This window comes from Noviherbaspirillum pedocola (assembly GCF_016632335.1).
GTDB classification, from domain to species: Bacteria; Pseudomonadota; Gammaproteobacteria; order Burkholderiales; family Burkholderiaceae_D; genus Noviherbaspirillum_A; species Noviherbaspirillum_A pedocola.
The window spans coordinates 1-20,976 of record NZ_JAEPBG010000035.1 but is presented as its reverse complement, the minus strand read 5'-3'; the positions used below and the strand labels follow the sequence as shown (position 1 = coordinate 20,976).

Here is a 20,976-nt window from a genome sequence, read left to right as displayed (position 1 = left end):
CTCGTTTCAGGCGGTTTGGCCGTCGAGCTTCGCAGCCCAGGCGCGCATTTTTTCCAGGCCGGTCCAGTCGGCGTCGACATAGGTGATCGCGCCGGTCGGGCAGGCCGCGGCGCAGGCCGGGTCGCCGCCACACAGATCGCACTTGTGCACCTTGCCGGTGTCATGCACATAGTTCACCGTGCCGAACGGGCAGGAGATGGTGCAGACCTTGCAGCCCACGCACACATCCTGGAACACCACCTTGGCGCCGGTGGCGAGGTCGACGCGGATCGCATCCACCGGGCAGGCTTGCAGGCACCAGGCCTCGGCGCACTGGGTGCAGGTGTAGGGCACCTTGCGGCCGCTGTGATGGAATTCGAACACCTTGATCACGGACTTCGACGGATTGAACGCGCCGTAATGCTCATAGCTGCAGGCCATCTCGCACTGCAGGCAGCCGGTGCATTTATCCGGCTCGATGTGTAGCGACTTCTGCATGGTCTCCTCCTGGGGGTAATTGCACGCCGCGCCGGCGCGGCAACGCTCTTTGAATAGGCACGGCGCTTCATAACTGTCAGTGTGCGAACGACGCTATTGCAAGAAACACACCAGGGTTGCCGCGGAAGCCGCCATTCCCGTCGCCGCAGGGAAAACGTCGTGCCGCAGGCCTTGAGCGCGACGGTGCAGCGTGTCTACACTGTTTTCCCATGCAACAGCTGTCACATTCTGGAACAGTGTTCAATGGCGCGATGCGGGGCGGATCGTGCCGTCCGGGCCGCATCTTTGGCCAGAGCGTCCCTAGCCAGTTCGCGCCGCAAATGAGCCTGGTTCACCCTCGCTTTGCCGGAAATCCTTCCACGCCTGCGCCAGTCGCCGCATCTCCGCTTCACCATAGCGCTGGTCGCAGGGCAAGGGCACGATGTGGTCGACCAGATAGCGTTCGACTTCGCACCCGGGCAGCGCGTCGACCTCGGGCCAGTAGCGCGGCACGAAGATGCGCTGGCGAATCAGGAACTCGCTGAAACCGCTGCACGGGGCGAGGAAGGGATAGCACATCGGCGCCGTGATCTCTCCGGCATCGAGTTCGAGCGCATTGTCCTCTGCGAAGAATGCATGCAACTGAGCGAAATTGCGCGCGCGCGCGGCGGCGATGGACGGGTAATCGAGGCCGGCGAGCAGATGGCGCGTCAGGCTCGACATGCGCATCGGCGCCTGTCCTTCCAGCTTTTGCTGCGCGCAGCGGTTTTCCGCGAAGCCGGCTTCGGGCGAAAAGGCCAGGCGCTTGATCAGCGGCAGCAGCCTTTCATAAGAACCATCATCCTGCGTTTCCGGCAGCGGCACGGCCAGCGAGGACACCAGGGCGCCGCCATCCGGCACGCCCACGAATTTGCGCGGCGAATAAATCGTGGCCAGGCAGTCGAAAGGCGGCGAGAACAGCGACTGGGTGCAATCGACCACGAGCTTGCGCGCATCGAATTTCGACATCAGCGAGCGCACATACGCATCGCGCACGCCGAAATAATTCACCACCAGCAGCAGATCGCCGTCTTCCAGCCGAATGTCCTCGGCAATATGCAGCGCGGCATCGATGTGATAAGGCACCAGGCTCGCACCCGACTGCCGGATGGTGTCGGTCACCGAGGAACACAGGTAGTGCGGCGCCCATACGCGCGCTGGCGCACAGACCTGGAGCAAGGCGAGCAATGCCGCCCTGCCCGACTGGAACCAGACCGCGCCGGGATGCGGCAAGCCGTCGCCTGAACGCGTCTCCAATTCGAAATAGCCGCCCATGGCCGCATCGCGCATGCTTTCCCCTTCTCACTCTTCACCGCTGTTGCGCATCAGGGCATCACCGGTTTTGCGAATGGCAGCGCGCCCAGCGCGTCGGCCGCTTTTTTTCCGTCGGTCTGGCAAAGTCCAAGCGCTTTGACCGCATCATCGCAGCCTCGGGCCGCATTGCTTGTTGTGCGGCTGCTCACTTCGCGCAAGGTGTTCTCGCCACTGACGCGGGCCGCGCCGACAGACGCATTCGGATTCAAAGGCGGCATGCTGGCGCTGCTATCGGGAAGCAGGCCGAGGGGCGGGCCGTCCCTTGCATCGGCCGCATCGACCGCATTGGCTGCATGGCCTGCCTGGTGCGTGTCCGCGATATCGCCCGTTGCCGTGAGCGGCATGACCAGGCGCGGTCGGTGCGCCGCTGGCGCATCCGGGGGGGTCGGTTGCGCGCGCGCGTTGTCAGCAATATCAGCCGGATCACTGCCGGCCGCCCCGCGCCAGGCGTTCCAGAAAAACAGGCCGACCAGGCCGAGCGCCAGCCAAACCAGCACGGTGAGATAGCGCTTGCGCGAGCGCGCTGAACGCGCATGGTGCTGCGCAAACAGCGGATTCGGCAAAGCCAGTTGGCGCAACGCCTCCGGGTCCGACATGCCCGGACGGGTGCTCAGCAGACCGTCATAGCGCAGTTCGATATGGTGTGGCGACCGGTAGTCGGCGCCCCTTCCCGGATCTTCGGGCGCCGACCCGCGCGACGCGGGCAGTTCTTCAGCATTGCGCATTGCAGATTCCACTAGGAGGCCCGCCGGAAGGCTTGATACCGATTCTAGAGGGCCGGCATTCGCCCTCTCTGTACCCCCACAATTACATAGCGCCTCGCCCCACTCACTTTGACGTCCATCAACGAGGAGGAAAAACCGCAGATTTCATTTTTCCGAAACAAGAAATTGCATGTAAAAAATTTCCTGGCGTTTTCAGTTCTGAAATGGAATTGCGCAATGGGGGCAAGCCTCCCTGTTTATCTGAGAAATATCAAGATGCGCCTGTTGCGCGAACCCTAGCATTTCCTCAAGAAATGAAAGCGATATTTGGAATAGCCGGATATTTTCAAACGCTGCATTAAAAAGGGGCAAAAGATGAAAAGGGCTGAGAATGTCAGTGTTGTTCCGCTTCAGCAACCCAGCACGATCTATGTCACCAAGCCCTATTTGCCGCCATTGCAGGAATTTCTTCCGTATTTGGAACGCATTTGGCAAAACAGCATATTGACGAATGGCGGGCCATTTCATCAACAACTGGAAAAATCGCTGAGTGCGCATCTCGGTCTGGAACATCTTTCCCTTTTCTCCAATGGCACGCTGGGCCTGGTTACCGCCCTGCAGGCATTGCGCATTACCGGGGAAGTAATCACCACGCCCTACAGTTTCGTCGCCACCGCGCATTCGCTGCTATGGAATGGCATCAAGCCGGTATTCGTCGATGTGGAAAAACATACGATGAATATCGATCCCAAGAAAATCGAAGCGGCAATCACCCCCCAGACCACCGCGATTCTTCCGGTGCATTGCTACGGCCGTCCCTGCGATACCGACGCCATTCAGAAAATTGCCGACAATTACAACCTGAAGGTGATTTACGATGCCGCGCATGCATTTGGCGTGGAAAAGCACGGAAAAAGCATCTTGCTCAATGGTGACATGTCGGTACTGAGTTTCCACGCCACCAAGGTATTCAATACTTTCGAAGGCGGCGCAATTATCTGCCACAGCGCCAAGGAAAAGCAGCGCATCGATCATCTGAAGAATTTTGGATTCATCGATGAAGTGACGGTGGTGGCGCCCGGCATTAATGGCAAGATGAGCGAAATCAACGCCGCTTTTGGTCTTCTGCAATTGCAGCATGTGCAGCATGCAATGGAAAAAAGGCAGCAGCTCGACGCCAATTACCGCGAACTTTTGAAACACGTGAAGGGAATCAGCTTTTTGCCGCATGAAGCGGATGTCACGCCGAATTATTCCTATTTCCCTGTCCGTATCGAAGCGGAATTCCCGATCAGTCGCGATGCGCTCTATCAGCGTTTGCGCGATCACGATATTTACGCCAGGCGTTATTTCTACCCTCTTATCTCGGAATTCCCGATGTACCGCGGCTTCCCGTCGGCAACGACGCAGAATCTGCCGATCGCCAGCGAAATCTCGAAAAGAATTCTTTGCCTGCCGATCTATCCGGCGCTGACCGCGCACGAGCAGGAGCGCATCGTCGACGTGATCAGCGGCGCCTGATCCTTCCCCGCCACGCCGCGGCAGGCCATCCGGGTCGCGCTTTCTTCAGGCCCGCAGGAAGCGCCGTGCCGCGCGCAACTTCGCCTGCACAGAGATGAATTCTCCTTCCGAAACTGCATTCGTCACGCAACTGGTGGCGGCCCCTATCGAAATCAGCGACAGCGCGCGGCTCGTCGACGCGCCCGTGGTTTCCGTTCTGATGCTGGCCTATAACCACGAAGCGTATCTGCACCAGGCCATCGAAGGCGCGTTACAGCAGCAAACCGATTTCCCGTTCGAGATCGTGATCGGCGAAGACTGCTCGCAAGACCGCACGCGCGCGGTGGCGCTGCACTATCAGGAAAAGTATCCGGAACGGCTACGCATCGTGTACGCGGAGCGCAATGTCGGCGCCATGGAGAATCTGATGCGCGTCATGCGGCTGTGCCGGGGCTCGATCATCGCGATTTGCGAAGGCGACGATTACTGGATCGATCCGCACAAGCTGGCGCAGCAGGTACGGATACTGAACGAGCGGCCGAAAGTCGGCATCGTGTTCCATTCCACCTGGTTCAGTTTCGATGAGAAGGAAGCGCTGGAAGGGCCGTATGTCGCCTGGCATGGCGACAAGTGGTTCGGTCCGCGCGAGGTGATTCTGGGCGGCGGCGGTTTCATGCCGACGCCGAGCATCGTGTTCAGAAAGGAAGCAATGCGCCGGATGCCGCCAGGTTTGCTGAAAGACGCGCCGATGGCCGACTTCCCGATTCAGATTTACGCAGCGGCAGGCGGCGGCGCGTATTACATCGACAAGCCGATGTCGGTATATCGGCGCGGCCATCCGCAATCCTGGAACTACACGATGAAGAATGTGGAGCGGGTGCGCGATTTTGAAAGCCGTGCGAACCGGGTCGTGCTGGAGATGGCCGCCTCGCTGCCGCAATACGCCGATGCCTTCAGGGATTATCTGTTTCGTCACCATCTGAACGAGCTGCTGTTCTACCACTATCGCAACGATGCGGCGCGCATCGACATCTATGCGCAAATCCTCGAGCGCAACGCCAGTCGTTTTGCCTGGCACCAGCGACTGGTGACCCGCATGGCGCGCAAGCGCGCGCTGATGCTGCCCGCCTACCTGGTGCAGCGTCTGGTGAAGGAAACACGTACGCGGATCAACCGAAAGAAATACCTGGCCTACGTGTAATCGGGCGTTTTGGCCTCCCTTCTTCGCGCCGCCTTTTCTTGCCCAAGCTGGCATTCCAGGACCCTTGGTCCTTTTTCATGCCTTTTCCCCGAAATCTGCATCGCTGCAAAGAATTCGTTCGTATTTCAGAATTCTTTCTGAAATACGAACAATGCTTTCCGCGTGCTACAGCGCCCATCTTCTCAATCGTGCAGTCGGGAAATGCCAAATGCGGGAATACCTGCAGCGCATATTGACTGTTTTCGCTCTCGCTGCCGAGTAAAAACCCCGTATCCAATACAAGGTTCCGCCAACTTCTCGCGCCAATTTCCAGAAACTTAGCGTCCGTGAAATGAAAAATTCATTTCACATTTCGGAATGATGCGACCCAATTTTCTTCCTGACAGCAATTATTCTCTTTCCTCTACGAAAAATAATTTCAATAAAATCAATGTTCTGAAGAATTAAGTTTCCGAAAGTGAAATCATTTTGCCGAAAATTGAGTTTCGCATCGGAAAAATGCATGCACGCATGCGGACAATTTCGACTCATCCATTCGTTGTTTCCCGTGCGCACAAATAATTCTTGAAACTTGGGACTCGTCCGGAACTGACCGAGAGCCGCCCACTCGAATGACTTGCATTGGGGAAATGCGTTCGCAGCTTCGCACGAAGCAAAATTTTTAACTTACTAAATCAAGCGATAAAGATGAATTTGAACACCGCAAGGAAATTGAACGCTGCATTGAGCATTAGCGGCATCACGGCAATCATGGCGCTTGCGCCGAATGTCTACGCCCAAACAACTTCGACAACCTGGACCAAATGCGCTTCCGAAAACGGCACCTGTTCCGTTTCGGGCACGCAGCAGGTTCGCTACGGCGCCAATGGCAGCTTTGTGACCAAGACCGTTACCGGCAGCGTGCAATGCACCAACGCGGTTTTCGGCGATCCGATTCCCGGCGTCGTGAAGGAATGCGACGTCGCGTCCACCACATCCAGCACGTCCACCACGACCACCGCGCCGACCACCACGACCACGTCGGGCACTGACACCACGACCTGGACCGGTTGCGCTTCCGAAAACGGCACCTGCACCATCCCCGGCACCCGCCAGGTTCGCTATGGCGCCAACAGCAGCTATGTCTACAAAACGCTGAGCACCAGCACCCAGTGCTCGAACTCGGTATTCGGCGATCCGGCCCCGGGCGTGGTCAAGCATTGCGATTACGCGTCCAGCACCGTAAGCACGTCGACCTCGCCGACCACGACCACCACCACCAGCCCGACGACGTCGACCACGACCAACACGTCGACCACCAACACGAGCACCACCTCGGGCGCCCGCGACAAGTACAAGCAGCCCTTTGCTGTCAACAGCATTTGGAACATGCCGATCGGCAGCGGCGCGGTGTATGTGCCGGCGAACATCTCCGGCAATCCGGCTCCGGGTCAATGGGTGCGCATGCCGCAGATGGATGAAGAGCACATCATCATGAAGCCGACCTCGCCGATTACCACGGTGAACTACAGCAGCGCCGGCTGGAACAGCGGCGCCAATCGTTGCGGCGCCACCGGTGGCGCATTGAAGCAGGTGCCGATGCCTAGCGACTATGTCGTGCCGAACAATATCGAGAACAGCTCGGCGGCCTTCCTGATGGCCGACGGCCACACCATTGCGCAGATGCAGCCGTTCGCGCGCTGCTCCACCGGCGCCTCGGCGACCGCGCTGGTCACCTTCCCTGACGTCGACCTGTTCGGCGACGGCCGCACCGGCGCCCACGGCGGCTCGGGCCTCTCCGCCATCGGCGGCAGCCTGCGCATCGGTGAACTGCGTCCGGGCAGCCAGGGTCCGAACCACGCGCTGAAGGTGAACGTGTATGCGAAGCAGGCGCTGTACAAGTGCACGACCGCTTCCGCGTGCTATCGCTGGCCTGCGAACAATGCCGACGGCTATGCCGTAGGCTGGTACGGCGCGGAGAGCAACAACGGCAACGCCGCAGTGAAGATGGGCGCGCTGCTGGCTCTGCCGGCGTCGCTGAACATTTCCAGCCTCGGCCTCGAAACTGAGCCGGCCAAGCAGCTGGCATGGACGCTGCAGAACTATGGCGCCTACATCGTCGATGACACCTATGCGCCGCAGTTCGCCATCAATGCCGAGAACGGCCCTGACGGTTCGTTCAAGACCCAGTTCCAGGCCGACTATGGCTTCGCGTTCGAACAGCTGGTGTCCAACGCCTCGTCCAGCCCGTGGGTACGCGACATCCAGCGCCTGGTCCAGGCGCTGAACGTGGTCGATAACAACGGCCCGAACAGCATCGGTGGTGGCGGCACGCCGCGCCAGCCGCTGGCAGCCCCGATCCAGTAAGCAAAAGCAGCATGCCTGTCGGGCCACAGCCCGGCAGGCGCGTCACTGGATTGCATCCTGCATGTTGCATTGCACGCAGGAAGAACCAGCCGCAGGGCACGGGCATTGCCCCTGTGCCCTGCGGTTTTTTTTGCGCATGGCGCTTACGCGCGCCTCACTCGGCCCGCTTTTCCCCGGCGTTCTTGCCGATCGCCGGCACATCCACTCTCGTTACGACCGGCGCATAGCGCGCCGGCCAGAAACGCGCATAACGCTGCGGATAGCTCGCGCTTTCCTGCGCCGCGCGCGCATCGTTGAACAGGCATCCGCGCGGCGACAGGCCGACGAATCGGAGCCGCTTGACCGTCTCGGCCAGATCGGCCTCATCCGACACGCCTCTGCGCACTACCAGATAGATGGCGCCCGCCTGCGCGCCAACCACCAGGCTGTCCGAGGCTTCCAGCACCGGCGCGCCGTGCACCAGCACGATGTCGTAATACGACGCGATTGCCTTGAGCAGTCGCTCCAGCTCCGGGCGATGCAGCAGTTCGGCCGAATCCGCGCAGTGCTGGCCCGCGGCGATATAGTCCACGCTCGGCATCACGTCGCGCTGCACGATGCCTTCCATGCCCTGCGCGCCGCACAGCAGTTCCGACAGGCCGCCTTCCCGCGTCGGCTTTACATACGCAGCCAGACCGCAGCCACGCAGATCCGCATCGATGAGCAGCACCTTCTTGCCGCATGAGCCGTACAGCAGCGCCAGGTTGGAGACGATGAAGGATGCGCCCATGCCGCTTCTGGCGCTGGTCATGAGCACGATATTGTTGCGCTGCTGCGGCATCGCGAACTGCAGCGTCGCGCGGAAATGCCTCAGGCTCTCCACCGCCGCATCCAGCGGCGCGGCGCGTGCCAGGAGTGGCGGCGCCTCTTCGCGGCGCCTGGGCGCAGCGAGCGTGGCCTGGCGGGCGCTGTAAGGAATCGACACATAGACCGGCAGGCCGACACTGCGCTCGACATCCGCTGCCGCCTCGATGCGCCGGCGTTGCGTCAATCCGCGCAGCAGCGCAAGCAACACGGCCAGGGCAGCGCCGGCCGCGCCGCCGGCCGCAGCGCGCACATCGATGCGGTCCGGCACCGGACGCTCGGGCATCTGCGGCAGATCGATCAGGCTCACATTGCCTTCGACCGACGCCCGTGCCAGGCCAAGCTGGCGCGCCATGGTCAGCAGCGATGCATAGTTCTCGGTCTGCATCTTCAGATCCTGCGCCAGGGTCAGGTTGTCCTGTTCCAGTGTCGGCAGCGTGCGCAGATAGGCGCCGAGACGACGGATCTCGTTGTTGACGTTCGCAATCTGCGCATCGATGCTGGCCACGACCGGATGATTCGGCGTGAAGCGCACCAGCAGTTCGGCGCGCTTTTGTTCCAACTCGAGCTTCTGCGACTTCGCCGACGCCAGTTGCTGCGCGCTGGTCTTGGCATCCTCGCCGGGATCGATGGTTGCCTTGCCGTTCCGGAACTGCCGATAGCGCGTCTCCGCTTCCTGCAGCCGGCGCCGCGCATCCGCCAACTGATCGCGCACATAGGCGAGGCTGCGGTCCAAGTCCTGCGTGCTGCGCCGTTCGCTGCCGGCCAGGTATTCATTGGCCATGTCCGCCAGCAGCGCATTGACGACGACCGGATTCGGACCGCGCAGCGCAACCTCGAGCATGCCGCTGCCGTTGCGTCCCTCGTTAACGCGCAGGCCCTGCTGCGCTTCCTGCAGAGCCGTCAATGCCGAGCGCTTGCGCAGCCGGAAGCTCACGCCGCTTTCCGCAGACAGCGCGCTGACCTGCAAGTGCACCGGCCCCGATGACGTCTGCGCCACCAGCAGCTGGCCGACACGGCCGTGCGCCGAGATGCCGGCCGCTTCTCCGGTCAACAGAAACGCGCCATCCCCTTCAAAACGCAGCGTGAAATCCTGATTGATCAGGGCAGGTGGCACATCGAAACGCGCGATGACGATGTCGGCGCTGCTCCACAGGCAGGAGCGGAACGCGGCGAGATCCATTGCACGCAGCCGCGCCAGGCAGTTCGCTCCCGGATGCGCAACGAGGCTGGTGAATTCCGGCTCGGCGCTGGCATACAGATCGAGATTGCCGATCGACTTCGCCATCAGCGAGCGCGATTGCACCAGTTCGGCCTCGGTGCTTGCCGGCGCCCTGTTGCCGAACATGCCGGCCACATCGCCCAGCAGCGCGCGCCCTTCCTTGCCGCCGGACTGCGCCACATGCACCAGCATCGTGGCTTCATACATCGGCCTGATGCTCAATGCATGCAGAGTCGCCATCATCGCGGCAAGCAGAAAGCTCGCGATGATCAGCAGCTTGTGCCGTCCCAGTATGCGCAAAACCCGCCGTCGCAACGGCGGCTGCGCCTCGGAGGATGGCATCATGAAGCGCAGCGATCGACCCGTGTCGGCTGCATAGTCGTGAAAGATGATGGGACTTGACATAGCGATACGCTGATTCTGTGGATAGGACCGCACACTGCGCATGCCCGGTCAGCATGACAACGCGGGCGCACAAGCTGAAGAACCGAACACGCCTCCCTTTCCATTGCGCCGGAAAACCAATGTACGCATTCGGCATGTCGCTTCCTTGAGAAAAGTCAGAGATGGGCATGCGACGTAATCCATCTTTTCCCCAAGTCCGCCCCTCATGTGCTTGATGCATGCGCTGGCGCTCCGCCTTGCAAGAACAATGCATGGCCCCCCCTTGCCACGCGGCGATGACGCACATCGCAAGCCCGCTCTTCGCCTGCTGACAAATATCAAAACCGTGACGCGGTGAAAGCCCGAGCATTTGCCGTGACCCCACTGCGCCCAAGGCCTTTGCGCCGCGCAGCCATCTCCATCACGGAACGAGCATGAAGCCAAGCATCCGCAGCGCCAATAAAAAGGTGTCGACAAACAAGCCTTCGACGATTGCGGATTCCTGGTACGCCGAGGCCCTTGCGGATGGCCGCAACGGCAGCCTGAACGTTGGACCCGCCACGCCGGGCGTGATGTCGGTCGATGCGTTGCTGCATGAGCGCTATCCACGCGCATCGCGCATCGCGCAGCGCAGCGCGTTGCTGCGCGGACTGCTGTGGTTTGTCGCCGCGAACCGAGTTCAGCGCATTGTCTGCACCATGCATGCGCGCGGCGTGGTGATCCTATTGCTGCTGGAAGCGCTGTTCTACGCCAGGGGCCGCGTCTGCCTGGTCGAATTCATCCGACCGGCGCCTTCCGGCGTCAAGGAGCGCATCAAGGAATTGCTGTACCAGGTCTTCTTTCGACTGGTTCTGCCACGCGCGGTGCAAGGGGTGCAGGTGATGACGGCATGGGAAGTCGATGCCTATGCACGCAGGTATGGCCTGCCGGCCTCGATGTTTCGCTTCATTGCCTTTCCGATGATGCTTGCGCCATCGTGCTTGCCGCCGGGCGTAAGCCAGCCGAAGCCACGGGTGCTTTCGTCCGGCCGCGCGGCATGTGACTGGGCAACGCTGCTTGCTGCAGCGCACGGCGCGGATTGGGAATTGACCGTGATCTGTTCAGAAGAAGACAGGCCGCATGTCGATCGCCTCAACCGCGATGGGCAGGCGCTGGTGCTGTCGGAGATATCCACGGCCATGCATGAACGCCTGCTCAGGGAATCCGATGTGTTCGCGCTGGTGCTGAAGGAGCAGCATGCCAGTTCCGGGCAGGTGCGCCTGGGCCGCGCGATCGAGGCCGGCATTCCCGTGGTGGCAACAAGCGTACGCGGCCTGCAAGGCTACCTCGAAGATGGCGTCACCGGCATTGCCGTGCCCGTCGGCGACGCGGCTGCGCTTGGCACTGCCATCGATGCGCTCCTGGCGCAGCCCGAGGCGCGCGAGTGCTTGCGCCAGCGCGCCTTTGAGGCCATGCGCCCCAGGACGCTGCGACGCTACATGGAAGAGATCCGGGCCTTCTGCCTTCCCGGATCCGATATTGGCGCCTGGCGCACTGCAGAAGGAGGACTGCAGGCGACGAGATGACACGGTTGGCACAGCAAACGTTGAGCGGGCCGAGCGGACCGCGCCGCAGGGCAACGCGACAGGCGCAACATCAGAACAGGAAGCATCGTGGCAACCCTTCTTTCCATCAACAACTATTTCTACCGGCGCGGCGGCGCCGAGGCGCTCTTCCTTGAACAGAATCGCATGCTGGCGCAAAGCGGCTGGGAAGTCGTGCCCTTCGCCATGCAGCATGAGAACAACCTCGATTCGCCCTACCAGCCGTATTTCGTGCAGGAGATCGAATACGGCAAGCCGGCGCCGCTGCTGCGCAAGATCGGCAATGCCCAGAAGATTCTCTATTCCTTCGAAGCCAGGCGTCGGGTGGCGCAGCTCATCGCACTGACCCGCCCCGACATCGCGCATGCGCACAATGTCTATCACCATCTGTCGCCATCGATCTTCAGCCTGATCCGGGACCAGGGCATTCCCACCCTGATGACGCTGCACGATCTGAAGATTGCGTGCCCGGCCTACAAGATGCTCAACGATGGCGGCGTATGCGAGCGTTGCCGCGATGGTGCCTTGTGGCAGGTCGCGGCGCAGCGCTGCATCAAGGGCTCGCGCATGCTCAGCCTCCTGGTGATGGCGGAATCGGCACTGCATCGCCTGCTCGGCTGCTACAGCAAATCCGTGGATCGTTTCATTGTGCCCAGCCGCTTCTACATCGACAAGCTGGTGCAATGGGGCTGGCAGCGTGAACGCTTTTCCCATCTGCCGAATTTCATCGATACCGATGCGCTGCGCCCTTCAGGAGTCGCGCCCGGCGATGCCTTCGTGTATGTCGGACGGCTCGGACCGGAAAAGGGCATCGGCACCTTTATCCGGGCAGCGGCGCAAGCCGGCGTGCCGGCATGGATCGTCGGCGTCGGTCCCGAGGAAACGTCCCTGCGGCGCCTGGTCCAGGAGACCGGCGCGGACGCGACGTTCCACGGCTATCGCAGCGGCACGGAACTGGCCGCGCTCATCGGCGCGGCGCGCGCGCTGGTGCTGCCTTCCGAGTGGTATGAGAACGCGCCGATCAGTGTCATGGAAGCGTATGCGCTCGCTCGCCCGGTGATCGGGGCCGATATCGGCGGCATCCCCGAGTTGATCCACGAAGGCGAAACCGGCGCGCTGTTTCCCAGCGGCGATGTCGAGGCGCTCGCTGCGCAGCTGCGCCGCTTTTCCACGCTGCGCGATGCCGAGATCGTCGATATGGGGCGCTCTGCGCGCGCGCTCGCAGAAAGGGATTTTTCGGCTGAACGCTATCGGCTCGGCCTGCTGGACATTTATCGAAGCATGGGAGTGGCGGCATGAAGAAGCCTCTGTCGGTGATGTGGCTGGGCCTGCGCGGCTTTCCCGGCGTGCAGGGCGGTGTGGAAAGCCATGCGCAGCATCTGTGTCCACTGCTGGCGCAACTCGGCTGCGAAGTCACTGCCATCGTCAGGGCACGCTATCAGCCGCGCGCGGACGCGCATCCATCGCAGCCATCGGATCTGACGTGGCAAGGCGTGCGCTTCGCGCCGCTATGGTCGCCGCGCGCATCGGGCCTCGAAGCGATCGTCCATACCTTTCTTGGCGTGCTGTATGCCGCCGCCAGGCGACCGGACATCCTGCACATCCATGGCATCGGCCCGGCGCTGATGGCGCCGCTGGCGCGGCTGCTCGGCCTGCGCGTCGTGGTCACGCATCATGGTCCGGATTACGAGCGGCAGAAATGGGGACCCTTCGCAAGAAAGGTGCTGCGGCTCGGAGAGCGGCTGGGCATGCGCTGCGCGCATGCGCGCATCGCCATCAGCCGCCCGATACATGACGCGGTGCGCAGCCAGCATGCACGGGCGTCGACCATCATCCCGAACGGCGTGGTCCTGCCCGAAGACAATATCGGTGCCGATGCGCCGCGACGCTTCGGACTCGAGCCGGGCCGCTATGTGTTGCTGGTAGGACGCCTGGTTCCCGAAAAACGCCACCACGATCTGATTGCCGCCTTCCAGAAGGCCGCGCTGCCCGGCTGGAAACTGGCCATCGTCGGCGGCGCCGATCATCCCGATGCCTATTCTGCGTCGGTGCAGGATGCGGCAAGAGATCATAAAGACGTGGTGTGCACCGGCGTGCTGATCGGTGAGGCGCTCATGCAGATGTATGCGCATGCGGCAGTGTTCGTACTGCCCTCCTCGCATGAAGGCTTGCCCATCGTCATGCTCGAGGCCATCAGTCATGGCATACCCGTGATCGCCAGCGACATCGCGGCCAATCGCGAAGTGCAATGCGAGGCAGTGCGCCACTATCCGCTCGGCGACGTGGATGCACTGACGCAATGCCTGCGTGATGCGCAGGCCGGATGCAGCGATGCGCAGCGCGCTGCCGCGAAGAACCTGATACGCACCCGTTATCACTGGCCCGACCTGGCGCGTCGCACCGTTGCGGTGTATGCGCAGGTACGCTTCGGTGAACGCGCCGCGGTGCTCGCATCGTCCATCGATGCCCTGCAGGCCTCATCGCAAGCGGGGGAGCGGCAATCGTGACAGACGCGCTGCTTATGCGTGTACGCCACAGTGCAAATGCGCTGTCGTGCACGATGCATGTCGCCGTATGCGCATTTGTGAAACATCAAGGGTGCCGGGGACGTATCGGCGATATTGGATAGCAATGTTTGATTGACGTACGAAGCGTTTGATCATCAAACGCTTCTCGTGCTTACACAGCGGGCCGAAACGCGCGTCGCGCCCTGCGGCATCGACGGGGCGAAAGGCAAGGAACCATGCATCTTTGCCTGACTGCCTACGGATCGGGCGTATTCTGAGAAGGACAGGAATATGGTTGCTTTCGATTTCTATAACGTGCTGATGGCGCGCAAGCGCATCATCTTCATCAGCCTTGCAGTGACAGTGATCACGGCAGTTGCGCTGAGCATGTCCCTGCCGAAGACCTACAAGGCCACCACCACGCTGCTGCTGCATTACAGCAGCGCCGATCCGGTGACCGGGGTGCCCGCGCCGGCGCAGATGATCAACAACCTCATTGCCACGCAGGCGGATATCGTCGGCAGCACCAATGTGGCGGCGGCGGTGATCGACAAGCTCGGCCTGGCCAATGCGGAGATGCCGCCCAAGCCCGACGGCACGCCGCTGACCCTGGAAGAGCGCAGGAACGCCCTGGTCGGATGGCTGATGGAAAACATCGATGTGAAGACCGGGCGCGAAAGCAGTGTGCTCAAGCTCACCTTCAAGGCCAACGAACCGAAGCTCGCGGCGCTGGTGGCCAACACCTACGCGAGCCAGTATCAGCAGGCCAGCTCGCGCTTCAAGGCCGATCCGGCCCGCAATGCGCGCGCGTACTTCGACAACCAGGTCAAGGGCGCGCGCGAGCGACTCGAGGAAGCACAGATGCGGTTGTCGACCTTCCAGAAGGCGAACGGCATCGTCAACGCCGACAGCCGGGCCGATGTCGAGAATGCGCGATTGCATGAGTTGTCGAATCAGCTCGTTGCAGTGCAGGCGCAGCTCTCCGATGTGCGATCGCGCGGCGCGCAGGCGCACGGCAATGCCTCGGGCTCGCCGGATATCAATGCCAATCCGCTGATACAGAACCTGAACAATGAACTGGCCAAGGCGCGCACTAACCTTTCCTACATCGCGGAACGCTTCAAGGAAGGCCATCCGCGCTACCAGGAACAGAAAGCCGAGGTCGACAAGCTGACCCAGGAACTGAACCGCCAGGTTCGGGCCAGTGCCAACAGCATCGACAACAATGCCACGATACTGCGCCAGCGCGAAGCTGAACTGCAGGCGGCCTTCCAGGCGCAGAAGACCAAGATGCTCGACATCAACCGTCAGCGAGATCAGCTTTCCGTGTATGTGCGCGACATCGAAAACGCGCAGCGCGCCTATGACAGCGTGGCGCAACGCTATTCGCAGATCAGCATCGAGGGCCAGTCGACCCAGTCGGATGTGTCGGTGCTCAGCCCGGCCGAGGTGCCCACCGACGCGAGCAGCCCGAAGCTTGTGCTCAACCTGGTGGCATCGGTGTTCATGGGGCTGCTGCTTGGCGCCGGCCTGGCGCTGGTTGCTGAACTGCTCGACCGCAGGGTACGTAGCATTGCCGACATCGGCGAACTGGTCGACGCGCCGATGCTCGGGATACTGCAGCATCCGCGCCGATCGCGCTTCGGCCTGATCGCGATGGCACGCCGTGCGCTGCCACACAAGCCCGCTCTCCATGCCTGACAAGGACCCAACGCATGACTACCCTGCATCCCGTATCCCGCCTCGCCATCCAGGAACCGATGGGAAACCGGCTAGGCGAAATCCTTATCGGCCTGGGCAAACTGTCGCTGGATGATGTCGACAAGGTCGTGCGCACGCAAACCGAGCGCGACGCCCTGTTCGGCGAGGTCGCGCGCGAACTCAGGCTGGTGGACGACCAGGACATCAGCATGGCGCTGGCGCGCCAGTTCCGCTATCCCTATCTGTTGCGCGGCGAAGGAGCGCTGTCGCCACTGCTGATGGCGGCCTACGATCCCTTCAGCGAGCAAGCCGAGGTGTTACGCACGGTGCGCAACCAGTTGACGCAGACCTGGTTCTCCGAGAAGCGCAAAGGCTTGGTCGTGCTTGGTTGCGGCGCGGGCGCGGGCAACAGCGTGTTCACCGCCAACCTCGCGCTGAGCTTTGCGCAAGCCAACGAGCGCACGCTGCTGATCGACGCCAACATGCGCGCGCCGAGCCAGCATGAACTGTTCCGCAGCGGCCCGCATCAGGGACTCTCGGACATGATCGCCGGAAGACGCATGGCGGACATGATCTTTCCGGTACCGGGCTTCGACAGCCTGTACCTGCTGCCAGCCGGCACGGTGCCGCCGAATCCGCAGGAGCTGTTGCTGCACCCCGGCTTTCGCGGGCTCAACGAGCGCCTGGCCAAGCAATTCGATGTAATCCTGCTCGACGTGCCTTCGCTGGCCACCGCGCATGACGCGCTGATCGTCGCGGCGCAGACCGGCGGCGCGCTGATGGTGCTGCGTCGCCATGCCACCCGTGTCACCGAGGTGAAGGATGCAACGCGACAGCTGCGCCGCGCCGGCATTTCGCTGGCGGGATGCGTGATGGTCGACTTCTGAGCGCCTGCGCCGATGGCATACTCAGGCGACTCTTCCCTGCGCAGGCCCGGCGCGGCGGGATCAGGCAACACCGTGTCGGCTGCGCTGGTCGTGGTCGGCGCGGCATTGGCAGCAGCGCTGATGGGCGCGGGCATCGTGCTGCTCAATCCCGCGCTCACCATGATGCTGGCGGCGCTGCTGGCGCTGTGCTCCTACATCATCTTCGACTTCCGCGTCGGCGTAGTGCTGACCAGCCTGATCATCCCGCTGTACGAGACCAGTTTCTTTCCGCACCAGATGTTCGGCATCACCGGTGCCAATCCGTTCAACCTGCTCATCCTGGCCACCACGGCCTCATATCTGCTGCGACGGATGAAGCGCGAAGCGCCCTACCGGCTGATACCGAAGCGCATGCTCTGGCTGTACCTGGTGCCGATCGGGCTGGCCAGCCTGCATGGCGCCATGCATGTGCATGAAATCCCTTTCGCGGCGCTGGCCGCCAAGGACATCCTGTTTTTCACCGACATCCCCGGCTACCTGCGCGACAACCTGATCCGGCCGCTGATGCTGGTGCTGTACGCGCTGCTGCTTGCCGCCGCGATACGCGACAGCAAGCGGCCGGCGCTGTTCCTGATCCCCTACCTGCTCTCGATCTGGATGCTCGCGGGTCTGATGGTCGTCACCGCAATCCTCCGCACCGGCGGCAATCCGGCTGCCATCGCCACCGACCGTCAGCTGCTCACGGAAAGCATGGGCATGCATGCCAATGAGCTTGGCCTGTTCTTCAACATCAGCTACGCGGTGCTGCTGTTTTCGCTGGGCAAGGTGCGCGGCAAGCTGGCGCGGCTCGCCTACATCGCCTCGATCGGCATGGTCGTTGCCGCCACGCTAATGACGTTTTCGCGCGGCGCCTTCGTCGGCACGGCTGTCGTCACCGTGCTGTTCCTGCTGTCACGCCGCAAGTTCTACGTCATCGTGATCGGCGTGGTGCTGCTGGGCGCGAGCGTGCCGCTGCTGCCGGAAGCGATCAGGGAACGCGCGCTGGTCGGCATCGAAGACAGGAACGTCAATGTGATCGCCGCCGGACGCACCGACAAGATCTGGCTGCCTCTGCTGGACTTCGCGCTGGAAGACCCGGTGCTGGGCCATGGACTGGCGGCCACGCTGTGGTCGGAACCGATGAAGAAGGATCCGACCTTTGACGTAGGCCATGCGCACAATGCTTATCTCAACACCTTCCTCGACATGGGCGCTGTCGGCCTGGTGATACTGCTCGGCTTCTTCATCCTGCAGCTGCGCGAATTCCGGCAGCTGGGCCGGGACGCGAGCATTGCGCCTCTGCTGCAGGGCGTTTTCCAGGGCGCCGCCGTGGCCGTGATCGTGCTGTTCGTGCAGGGCATGACCGACGACAGACTCACGCCGACGGCCTCGCAGATTTCGCTGTGGTTCGTAATCGGCATGTCGATCGGCATGAGTGAACGCCTGCTGCGAGCAAGGCGTAGCGACGCGAAGCGGGAACAATGAAGCAATGCCTATCGGGAGGATGCGCTGACATGCACGGCAAGCCACACGTCTGTTTCTTCGGCCTGATGAATCTTCCAGTGCTCGCACCGGAATTCGAATCGCATGGCATCGGCGGCGAGCAGGTGCAGCACACGCTGCTCGGCCGCGCGCTGGTGCGCGACGGCTACCGTGTTTCCATGGTCGTGGGCGACTATCTGCAGCCGGACGGCGCGCAATGGTCGGGCATACGCACTTTCAAGACTTTCCGTCCCGACGAGGGCATACCGGTGCTGCGCTTCATCCATCCGCGCTGGACCAGCATCTGGGCCGCATTGAAGCGCGCCGACGCCGACATCTATTACGCCAGCTCGGCCGGCATGCACATCGGCCTTCTGGGCCTGTTCTGCCGCCGCTATGGCCGCAAGCTGGTGTATCGCGTCGCGCACGACAACGACTGCACCCCGGAAGCGGTGAAGCTGTTGGTGAAATACGGCCGCGACCGCATGCTTTACCGCGTCGGCCTGCGCCGCGCCGATGCGGTGCTGGCGCAGTCGCAGCAGCAGCGCGAGCTGTTGCTGCGCCATTACGGCGTGGATAGCGACATCGCGGCCATGCTGGTCAGCGAGCCTGATCGCGGTGCTGCGACTGATCGCGATATCGACGTCTTGTGGGTCAACAACCTGCGCGGGTTCAAGCGACCGGACCTGTTCATCGAGCTGGCACGTGCGCTGCCGCAGCTACGTTTTCACATGATCGGCGGCGAGGAAGACGGTTATGCACAGCTGTACCGCGAGATGCGCCGGCAGGCGGAGCTGCTGCCGAATCTCTGCTTTCATGGCCGGGTGCCGTATTCACGGGTGCAGTCGTTCTACGAGCGTGCACGGATCTTCGTCAACACCTCGGATTCCGAAGGTTTCCCGAATTCCTTCCTGCAGGCCTGGGTGCGCGGCACGCCGGTGATATCTTTCTTCGATCCGGACGGCGTGATCGCGCGCAACGGTCTCGGCAGCGTGCCGGGCTCGATGCCGGACATGATCGATGCGGTGCAATCGCTTGCCACGAATAGCGGCGCGCGTGATGTCGTCTCCCGCCGCTGCCGCGATTACATGAACCTGAACTACAACAACGACATGACACTGCGCGTGTATCTGAACACCTTCGACCGGCTGGCCGACCGCACGCAGCTCGCCGGTCTGGCGGCCTGAATGCCTGGCGACACCCCCTGACGAAAGAGCGCATGAAAAAGATCCTGTTCATCGTTCCCTCGCTGCGTCTGGCCGGCGCGGAAACCCAGGCCGTGGACCTGGTCAATGCCATCGATCCCGCCTTCGCGACGAAAACCCTGTTCACTTTCGAGAAGGATCTGTCGCAGCTCGCGCGCGTGGATCGCGGGCAGATTGAAGTGTTGAACGTGCCGCGCAAGTCGCGCTTCGACTTGTCCATGTGCGACCACATTGCGCGCCTGATCGATGAGCGCGGCATCGACCTGGTTCACTGCACGATGCAGTTCGCGCTGCTGATGGGCTGGATAGGCGCGCGCCGCTCGCGCAAGCGCCCGCCGCTGGTATGCGCGATTCACATCACCCGCAACAAGGACCTGAAGACCGAATTGCAGGATGTGCTGCTGTACCAATGGCTGCTGCGCTCCTGCCGCAAGCTGATCTTCGTATGCGATGCGCAGCGGCGCCATTGGCTGGGCAAGTTCCATGGCTTGAAGCGCGCCGCCGAGGTGGTGCACAACGGCGTCGACCTGCAGCACTTCGATGCGGACCGGCTACGCCCGGAAGGCGCGTGCTTCCGGCAGCAGCATGGCATTCCCGCGTCCGCAACGGTGTTCTGCTGCGTTGCCGGCTTTCGTTCCGAGAAGGGCCATGCACATTTGCTGCGCGCCTTCTCGGAAGTGTTACGTCAGCAACCGCAAAGCTGGCTGGTGCTGGCTGGCGACGGTCCGGCGCGGGCAGAGGCGCAGGCGATCGTCCATGAACGCGGCATGGCATCGCGCGTGCTCTTTACCGGCGCCTTGAGCGATGTGCGTGCGCTGCTTGCAGCGGCCAATGTAAAGGTGCTGGCCTCGACCGCGGTGGAAACGTTCTCGGTTGCCATGCTCGAAGCGATGGCGATGGGCTTGCCGGTGATTAGCACCGACATTGGCGGCGCGGCCGAAGCGGTCATCGATGGCAGGACTGGGCTGCTCGTTCCCTGCGCCGATGAAGAAGCGCTGGCGCGCGCCATGCTCGAACTGGTCGCGGATCCCGAACGCACCGCCGTCTGGGGCGCAGCTGCGCGCGCGCTGGTTGCCGAGCGCTATACCCGGGAAGGCATGGTCGAGCGGACCATGGATGTGTTGCGGGAGGCGATGCGTGCATGAAGGGCGACGCGGCGTGTGCCCTTCGTAGGGTGGGCGCAAGCCCACGCGTTGTTCGAAGCGCCGCGTGGGCTTGCGCCCACCCGACGGATTCATTTCGCGCATTGATCTGGGCCGTGGCGCGGCGGGATGGCTTTGCGGACGGTTTGCAGCCATGCTGTTTGCACGGCATCGTAACGGTTGTCGTTATTGCCTTCGCTGTTGCGTTTGCGTTTGCGTTCGCTGTTGCAGTTGCCTTTGCCTATGCCTTCGCCTATGCCTTCGCCTTTGCAGTTGCCTTCGCCGTTGCTTTTAATCCCGTTGATCGCGCCGTGTCGCCGGGCCCTGAAGCGGATAAGGTGCGGCGTCTGTTTGAGCGAAGCGCAGCGTAGCGAGTTTAGCCGCGCCCCGCTTCAGGGTTCGGCGACACGGGGACCCCGCGCAGCGGGGCGCGATCTCCGGG

Annotated in this window: 16 protein-coding genes; 12 read left to right on the top strand and 4 right to left on the bottom strand. The window is 62.2% G+C overall.

Annotated elements, in window-relative coordinates; genetic code table 11:
- Positions 1 to 6 precede the first annotated feature (6 nt).
- The 3 genes from JJB74_RS30970 to JJB74_RS30960 form a co-directional block, all read right to left on the bottom strand.
- Positions 7 to 477 carry a 4Fe-4S dicluster domain-containing protein gene (locus JJB74_RS30970; protein WP_200598417.1) on the bottom strand — a complete coding sequence of 157 codons (471 nt, stop codon included), beginning with the start codon at positions 475 to 477 and terminating at the stop codon, positions 7 to 9.
- A gap of 300 nt (positions 478 to 777) precedes the next feature.
- Positions 778 to 1,785, bottom strand: coding sequence for a hypothetical protein (locus JJB74_RS30965; RefSeq protein WP_200598416.1), 1,008 nt, complete (start codon positions 1,783 to 1,785; stop codon positions 778 to 780).
- A gap of 35 nt (positions 1,786 to 1,820) precedes the next feature.
- A complete protein-coding gene (locus tag JJB74_RS30960; protein ID WP_200598415.1) occupies positions 1,821 to 2,534 on the bottom strand; it encodes a hypothetical protein in 714 nt (237 codons plus the stop codon).
- A gap of 354 nt (positions 2,535 to 2,888) precedes the next feature.
- On the opposite strand from JJB74_RS30960, the gene JJB74_RS30955 reads away from it, so the two are divergent.
- From JJB74_RS30955 to JJB74_RS30945, 3 genes are all read left to right on the top strand, one after another.
- Positions 2,889 to 4,034: a DegT/DnrJ/EryC1/StrS family aminotransferase gene (locus JJB74_RS30955; protein ID WP_200598414.1), complete on the top strand. Its 1,146-nt coding sequence runs from the start codon at positions 2,889 to 2,891 to the stop codon at positions 4,032 to 4,034.
- 94 nt (positions 4,035 to 4,128) lie between these two features.
- A complete protein-coding gene (locus JJB74_RS30950; RefSeq protein ID WP_200598413.1) occupies positions 4,129 to 5,214 on the top strand; it encodes a glycosyltransferase family 2 protein in 1,086 nt (361 codons plus the stop codon).
- Between the two features lie 687 nt (positions 5,215 to 5,901).
- Positions 5,902 to 7,560 carry a hypothetical protein gene (locus JJB74_RS30945; RefSeq protein ID WP_200598412.1) on the top strand — a complete coding sequence of 553 codons (1,659 nt, stop codon included), beginning with the start codon at positions 5,902 to 5,904 and terminating at the stop codon, positions 7,558 to 7,560.
- A 154-nt stretch (positions 7,561 to 7,714) separates the two neighbouring features.
- Here JJB74_RS30945 and JJB74_RS30940 read toward each other — a convergent pair whose 3' ends face one another.
- Positions 7,715 to 10,030 carry a Wzz/FepE/Etk N-terminal domain-containing protein gene (locus JJB74_RS30940; protein ID WP_200598411.1) on the bottom strand — a complete coding sequence of 772 codons (2,316 nt, stop codon included), beginning with the start codon at positions 10,028 to 10,030 and terminating at the stop codon, positions 7,715 to 7,717.
- Between the two features lie 413 nt (positions 10,031 to 10,443).
- Between JJB74_RS30940 and JJB74_RS30935 the strand changes: the two genes are divergently transcribed.
- From JJB74_RS30935 to JJB74_RS30895, 9 genes are all read left to right on the top strand, one after another.
- Positions 10,444 to 11,574 (top strand): glycosyltransferase, encoded by a 1,131-nt coding sequence (locus JJB74_RS30935; RefSeq protein WP_200598410.1) that lies wholly within the window; start codon positions 10,444 to 10,446, stop codon positions 11,572 to 11,574.
- Positions 11,575 to 11,661: 87 nt separating this feature from the next.
- Positions 11,662 to 12,891: a glycosyltransferase gene (locus JJB74_RS34055; RefSeq protein ID WP_200598409.1), complete on the top strand. Its 1,230-nt coding sequence runs from the start codon at positions 11,662 to 11,664 to the stop codon at positions 12,889 to 12,891.
- Positions 12,888 to 14,099 (top strand): glycosyltransferase family 4 protein, encoded by a 1,212-nt coding sequence (locus JJB74_RS30925; RefSeq protein ID WP_200598408.1) that lies wholly within the window; start codon positions 12,888 to 12,890, stop codon positions 14,097 to 14,099. The genes JJB74_RS34055 and JJB74_RS30925 overlap by 4 nt, the downstream gene beginning before the upstream one ends.
- Positions 14,100 to 14,390: 291 nt before the next feature.
- Positions 14,391 to 15,800, top strand: a complete 1,410-nt coding sequence (gene epsF, locus JJB74_RS30920; protein WP_200598407.1) for a chain length determinant protein EpsF — start codon at positions 14,391 to 14,393, stop codon at positions 15,798 to 15,800.
- 14 nt (positions 15,801 to 15,814) lie between these two features.
- Positions 15,815 to 16,687 carry a polysaccharide biosynthesis tyrosine autokinase gene (locus JJB74_RS30915; protein WP_234485009.1) on the top strand — a complete coding sequence of 291 codons (873 nt, stop codon included), beginning with the start codon at positions 15,815 to 15,817 and terminating at the stop codon, positions 16,685 to 16,687.
- A 12-nt stretch (positions 16,688 to 16,699) separates the two neighbouring features.
- Positions 16,700 to 18,190: an O-antigen ligase family protein gene (locus tag JJB74_RS30910; RefSeq protein ID WP_200598406.1), complete on the top strand. Its 1,491-nt coding sequence runs from the start codon at positions 16,700 to 16,702 to the stop codon at positions 18,188 to 18,190.
- A gap of 29 nt (positions 18,191 to 18,219) precedes the next feature.
- Positions 18,220 to 19,374 carry a glycosyltransferase family 4 protein gene (locus tag JJB74_RS30905; RefSeq protein ID WP_200598405.1) on the top strand — a complete coding sequence of 385 codons (1,155 nt, stop codon included), beginning with the start codon at positions 18,220 to 18,222 and terminating at the stop codon, positions 19,372 to 19,374.
- Between the two features lie 32 nt (positions 19,375 to 19,406).
- Positions 19,407 to 20,537 (top strand): glycosyltransferase, encoded by a 1,131-nt coding sequence (locus JJB74_RS30900; protein ID WP_200598404.1) that lies wholly within the window; start codon positions 19,407 to 19,409, stop codon positions 20,535 to 20,537.
- Between the two features lie 101 nt (positions 20,538 to 20,638).
- Positions 20,639 to 20,905, top strand: coding sequence for a hypothetical protein (locus JJB74_RS30895; RefSeq protein ID WP_200598403.1), 267 nt, complete (start codon positions 20,639 to 20,641; stop codon positions 20,903 to 20,905).
- The last annotated feature ends 71 nt before the right edge of the window (positions 20,906 to 20,976 follow it).

Coding starts and splice junctions, on each gene's coding strand:
- JJB74_RS30945 (WP_200598412.1), top strand. CDS start 5,902: ATGAATTTGAACACCGCAAGGAAATTGAACGCTGCATTGAGCATTAGC.
- JJB74_RS30970 (WP_200598417.1), bottom strand. CDS start 477: ATGCAGAAGTCGCTACACATCGAGCCGGATAAATGCACCGGCTGCCTG.
- JJB74_RS30900 (WP_200598404.1), top strand. CDS start 19,407: ATGAAAAAGATCCTGTTCATCGTTCCCTCGCTGCGTCTGGCCGGCGCG.
- JJB74_RS30950 (WP_200598413.1), top strand. CDS start 4,129: ATGAATTCTCCTTCCGAAACTGCATTCGTCACGCAACTGGTGGCGGCC.
- JJB74_RS30925 (WP_200598408.1), top strand. CDS start 12,888: ATGAAGAAGCCTCTGTCGGTGATGTGGCTGGGCCTGCGCGGCTTTCCC.
- JJB74_RS30910 (WP_200598406.1), top strand. CDS start 16,700: ATGGCATACTCAGGCGACTCTTCCCTGCGCAGGCCCGGCGCGGCGGGA.
- JJB74_RS30955 (WP_200598414.1), top strand. CDS start 2,889: ATGAAAAGGGCTGAGAATGTCAGTGTTGTTCCGCTTCAGCAACCCAGC.
- JJB74_RS30905 (WP_200598405.1), top strand. CDS start 18,220: ATGCACGGCAAGCCACACGTCTGTTTCTTCGGCCTGATGAATCTTCCA.
- JJB74_RS30940 (WP_200598411.1), bottom strand. CDS start 10,030: ATGTCAAGTCCCATCATCTTTCACGACTATGCAGCCGACACGGGTCGA.
- JJB74_RS30965 (WP_200598416.1), bottom strand. CDS start 1,785: ATGCGCGATGCGGCCATGGGCGGCTATTTCGAATTGGAGACGCGTTCA.
- JJB74_RS30935 (WP_200598410.1), top strand. CDS start 10,444: ATGAAGCCAAGCATCCGCAGCGCCAATAAAAAGGTGTCGACAAACAAG.
- JJB74_RS30960 (WP_200598415.1), bottom strand. CDS start 2,534: ATGCGCAATGCTGAAGAACTGCCCGCGTCGCGCGGGTCGGCGCCCGAA.
- epsF (WP_200598407.1), top strand. CDS start 14,391: ATGGTTGCTTTCGATTTCTATAACGTGCTGATGGCGCGCAAGCGCATC.
- JJB74_RS30915 (WP_234485009.1), top strand. CDS start 15,815: ATGACTACCCTGCATCCCGTATCCCGCCTCGCCATCCAGGAACCGATG.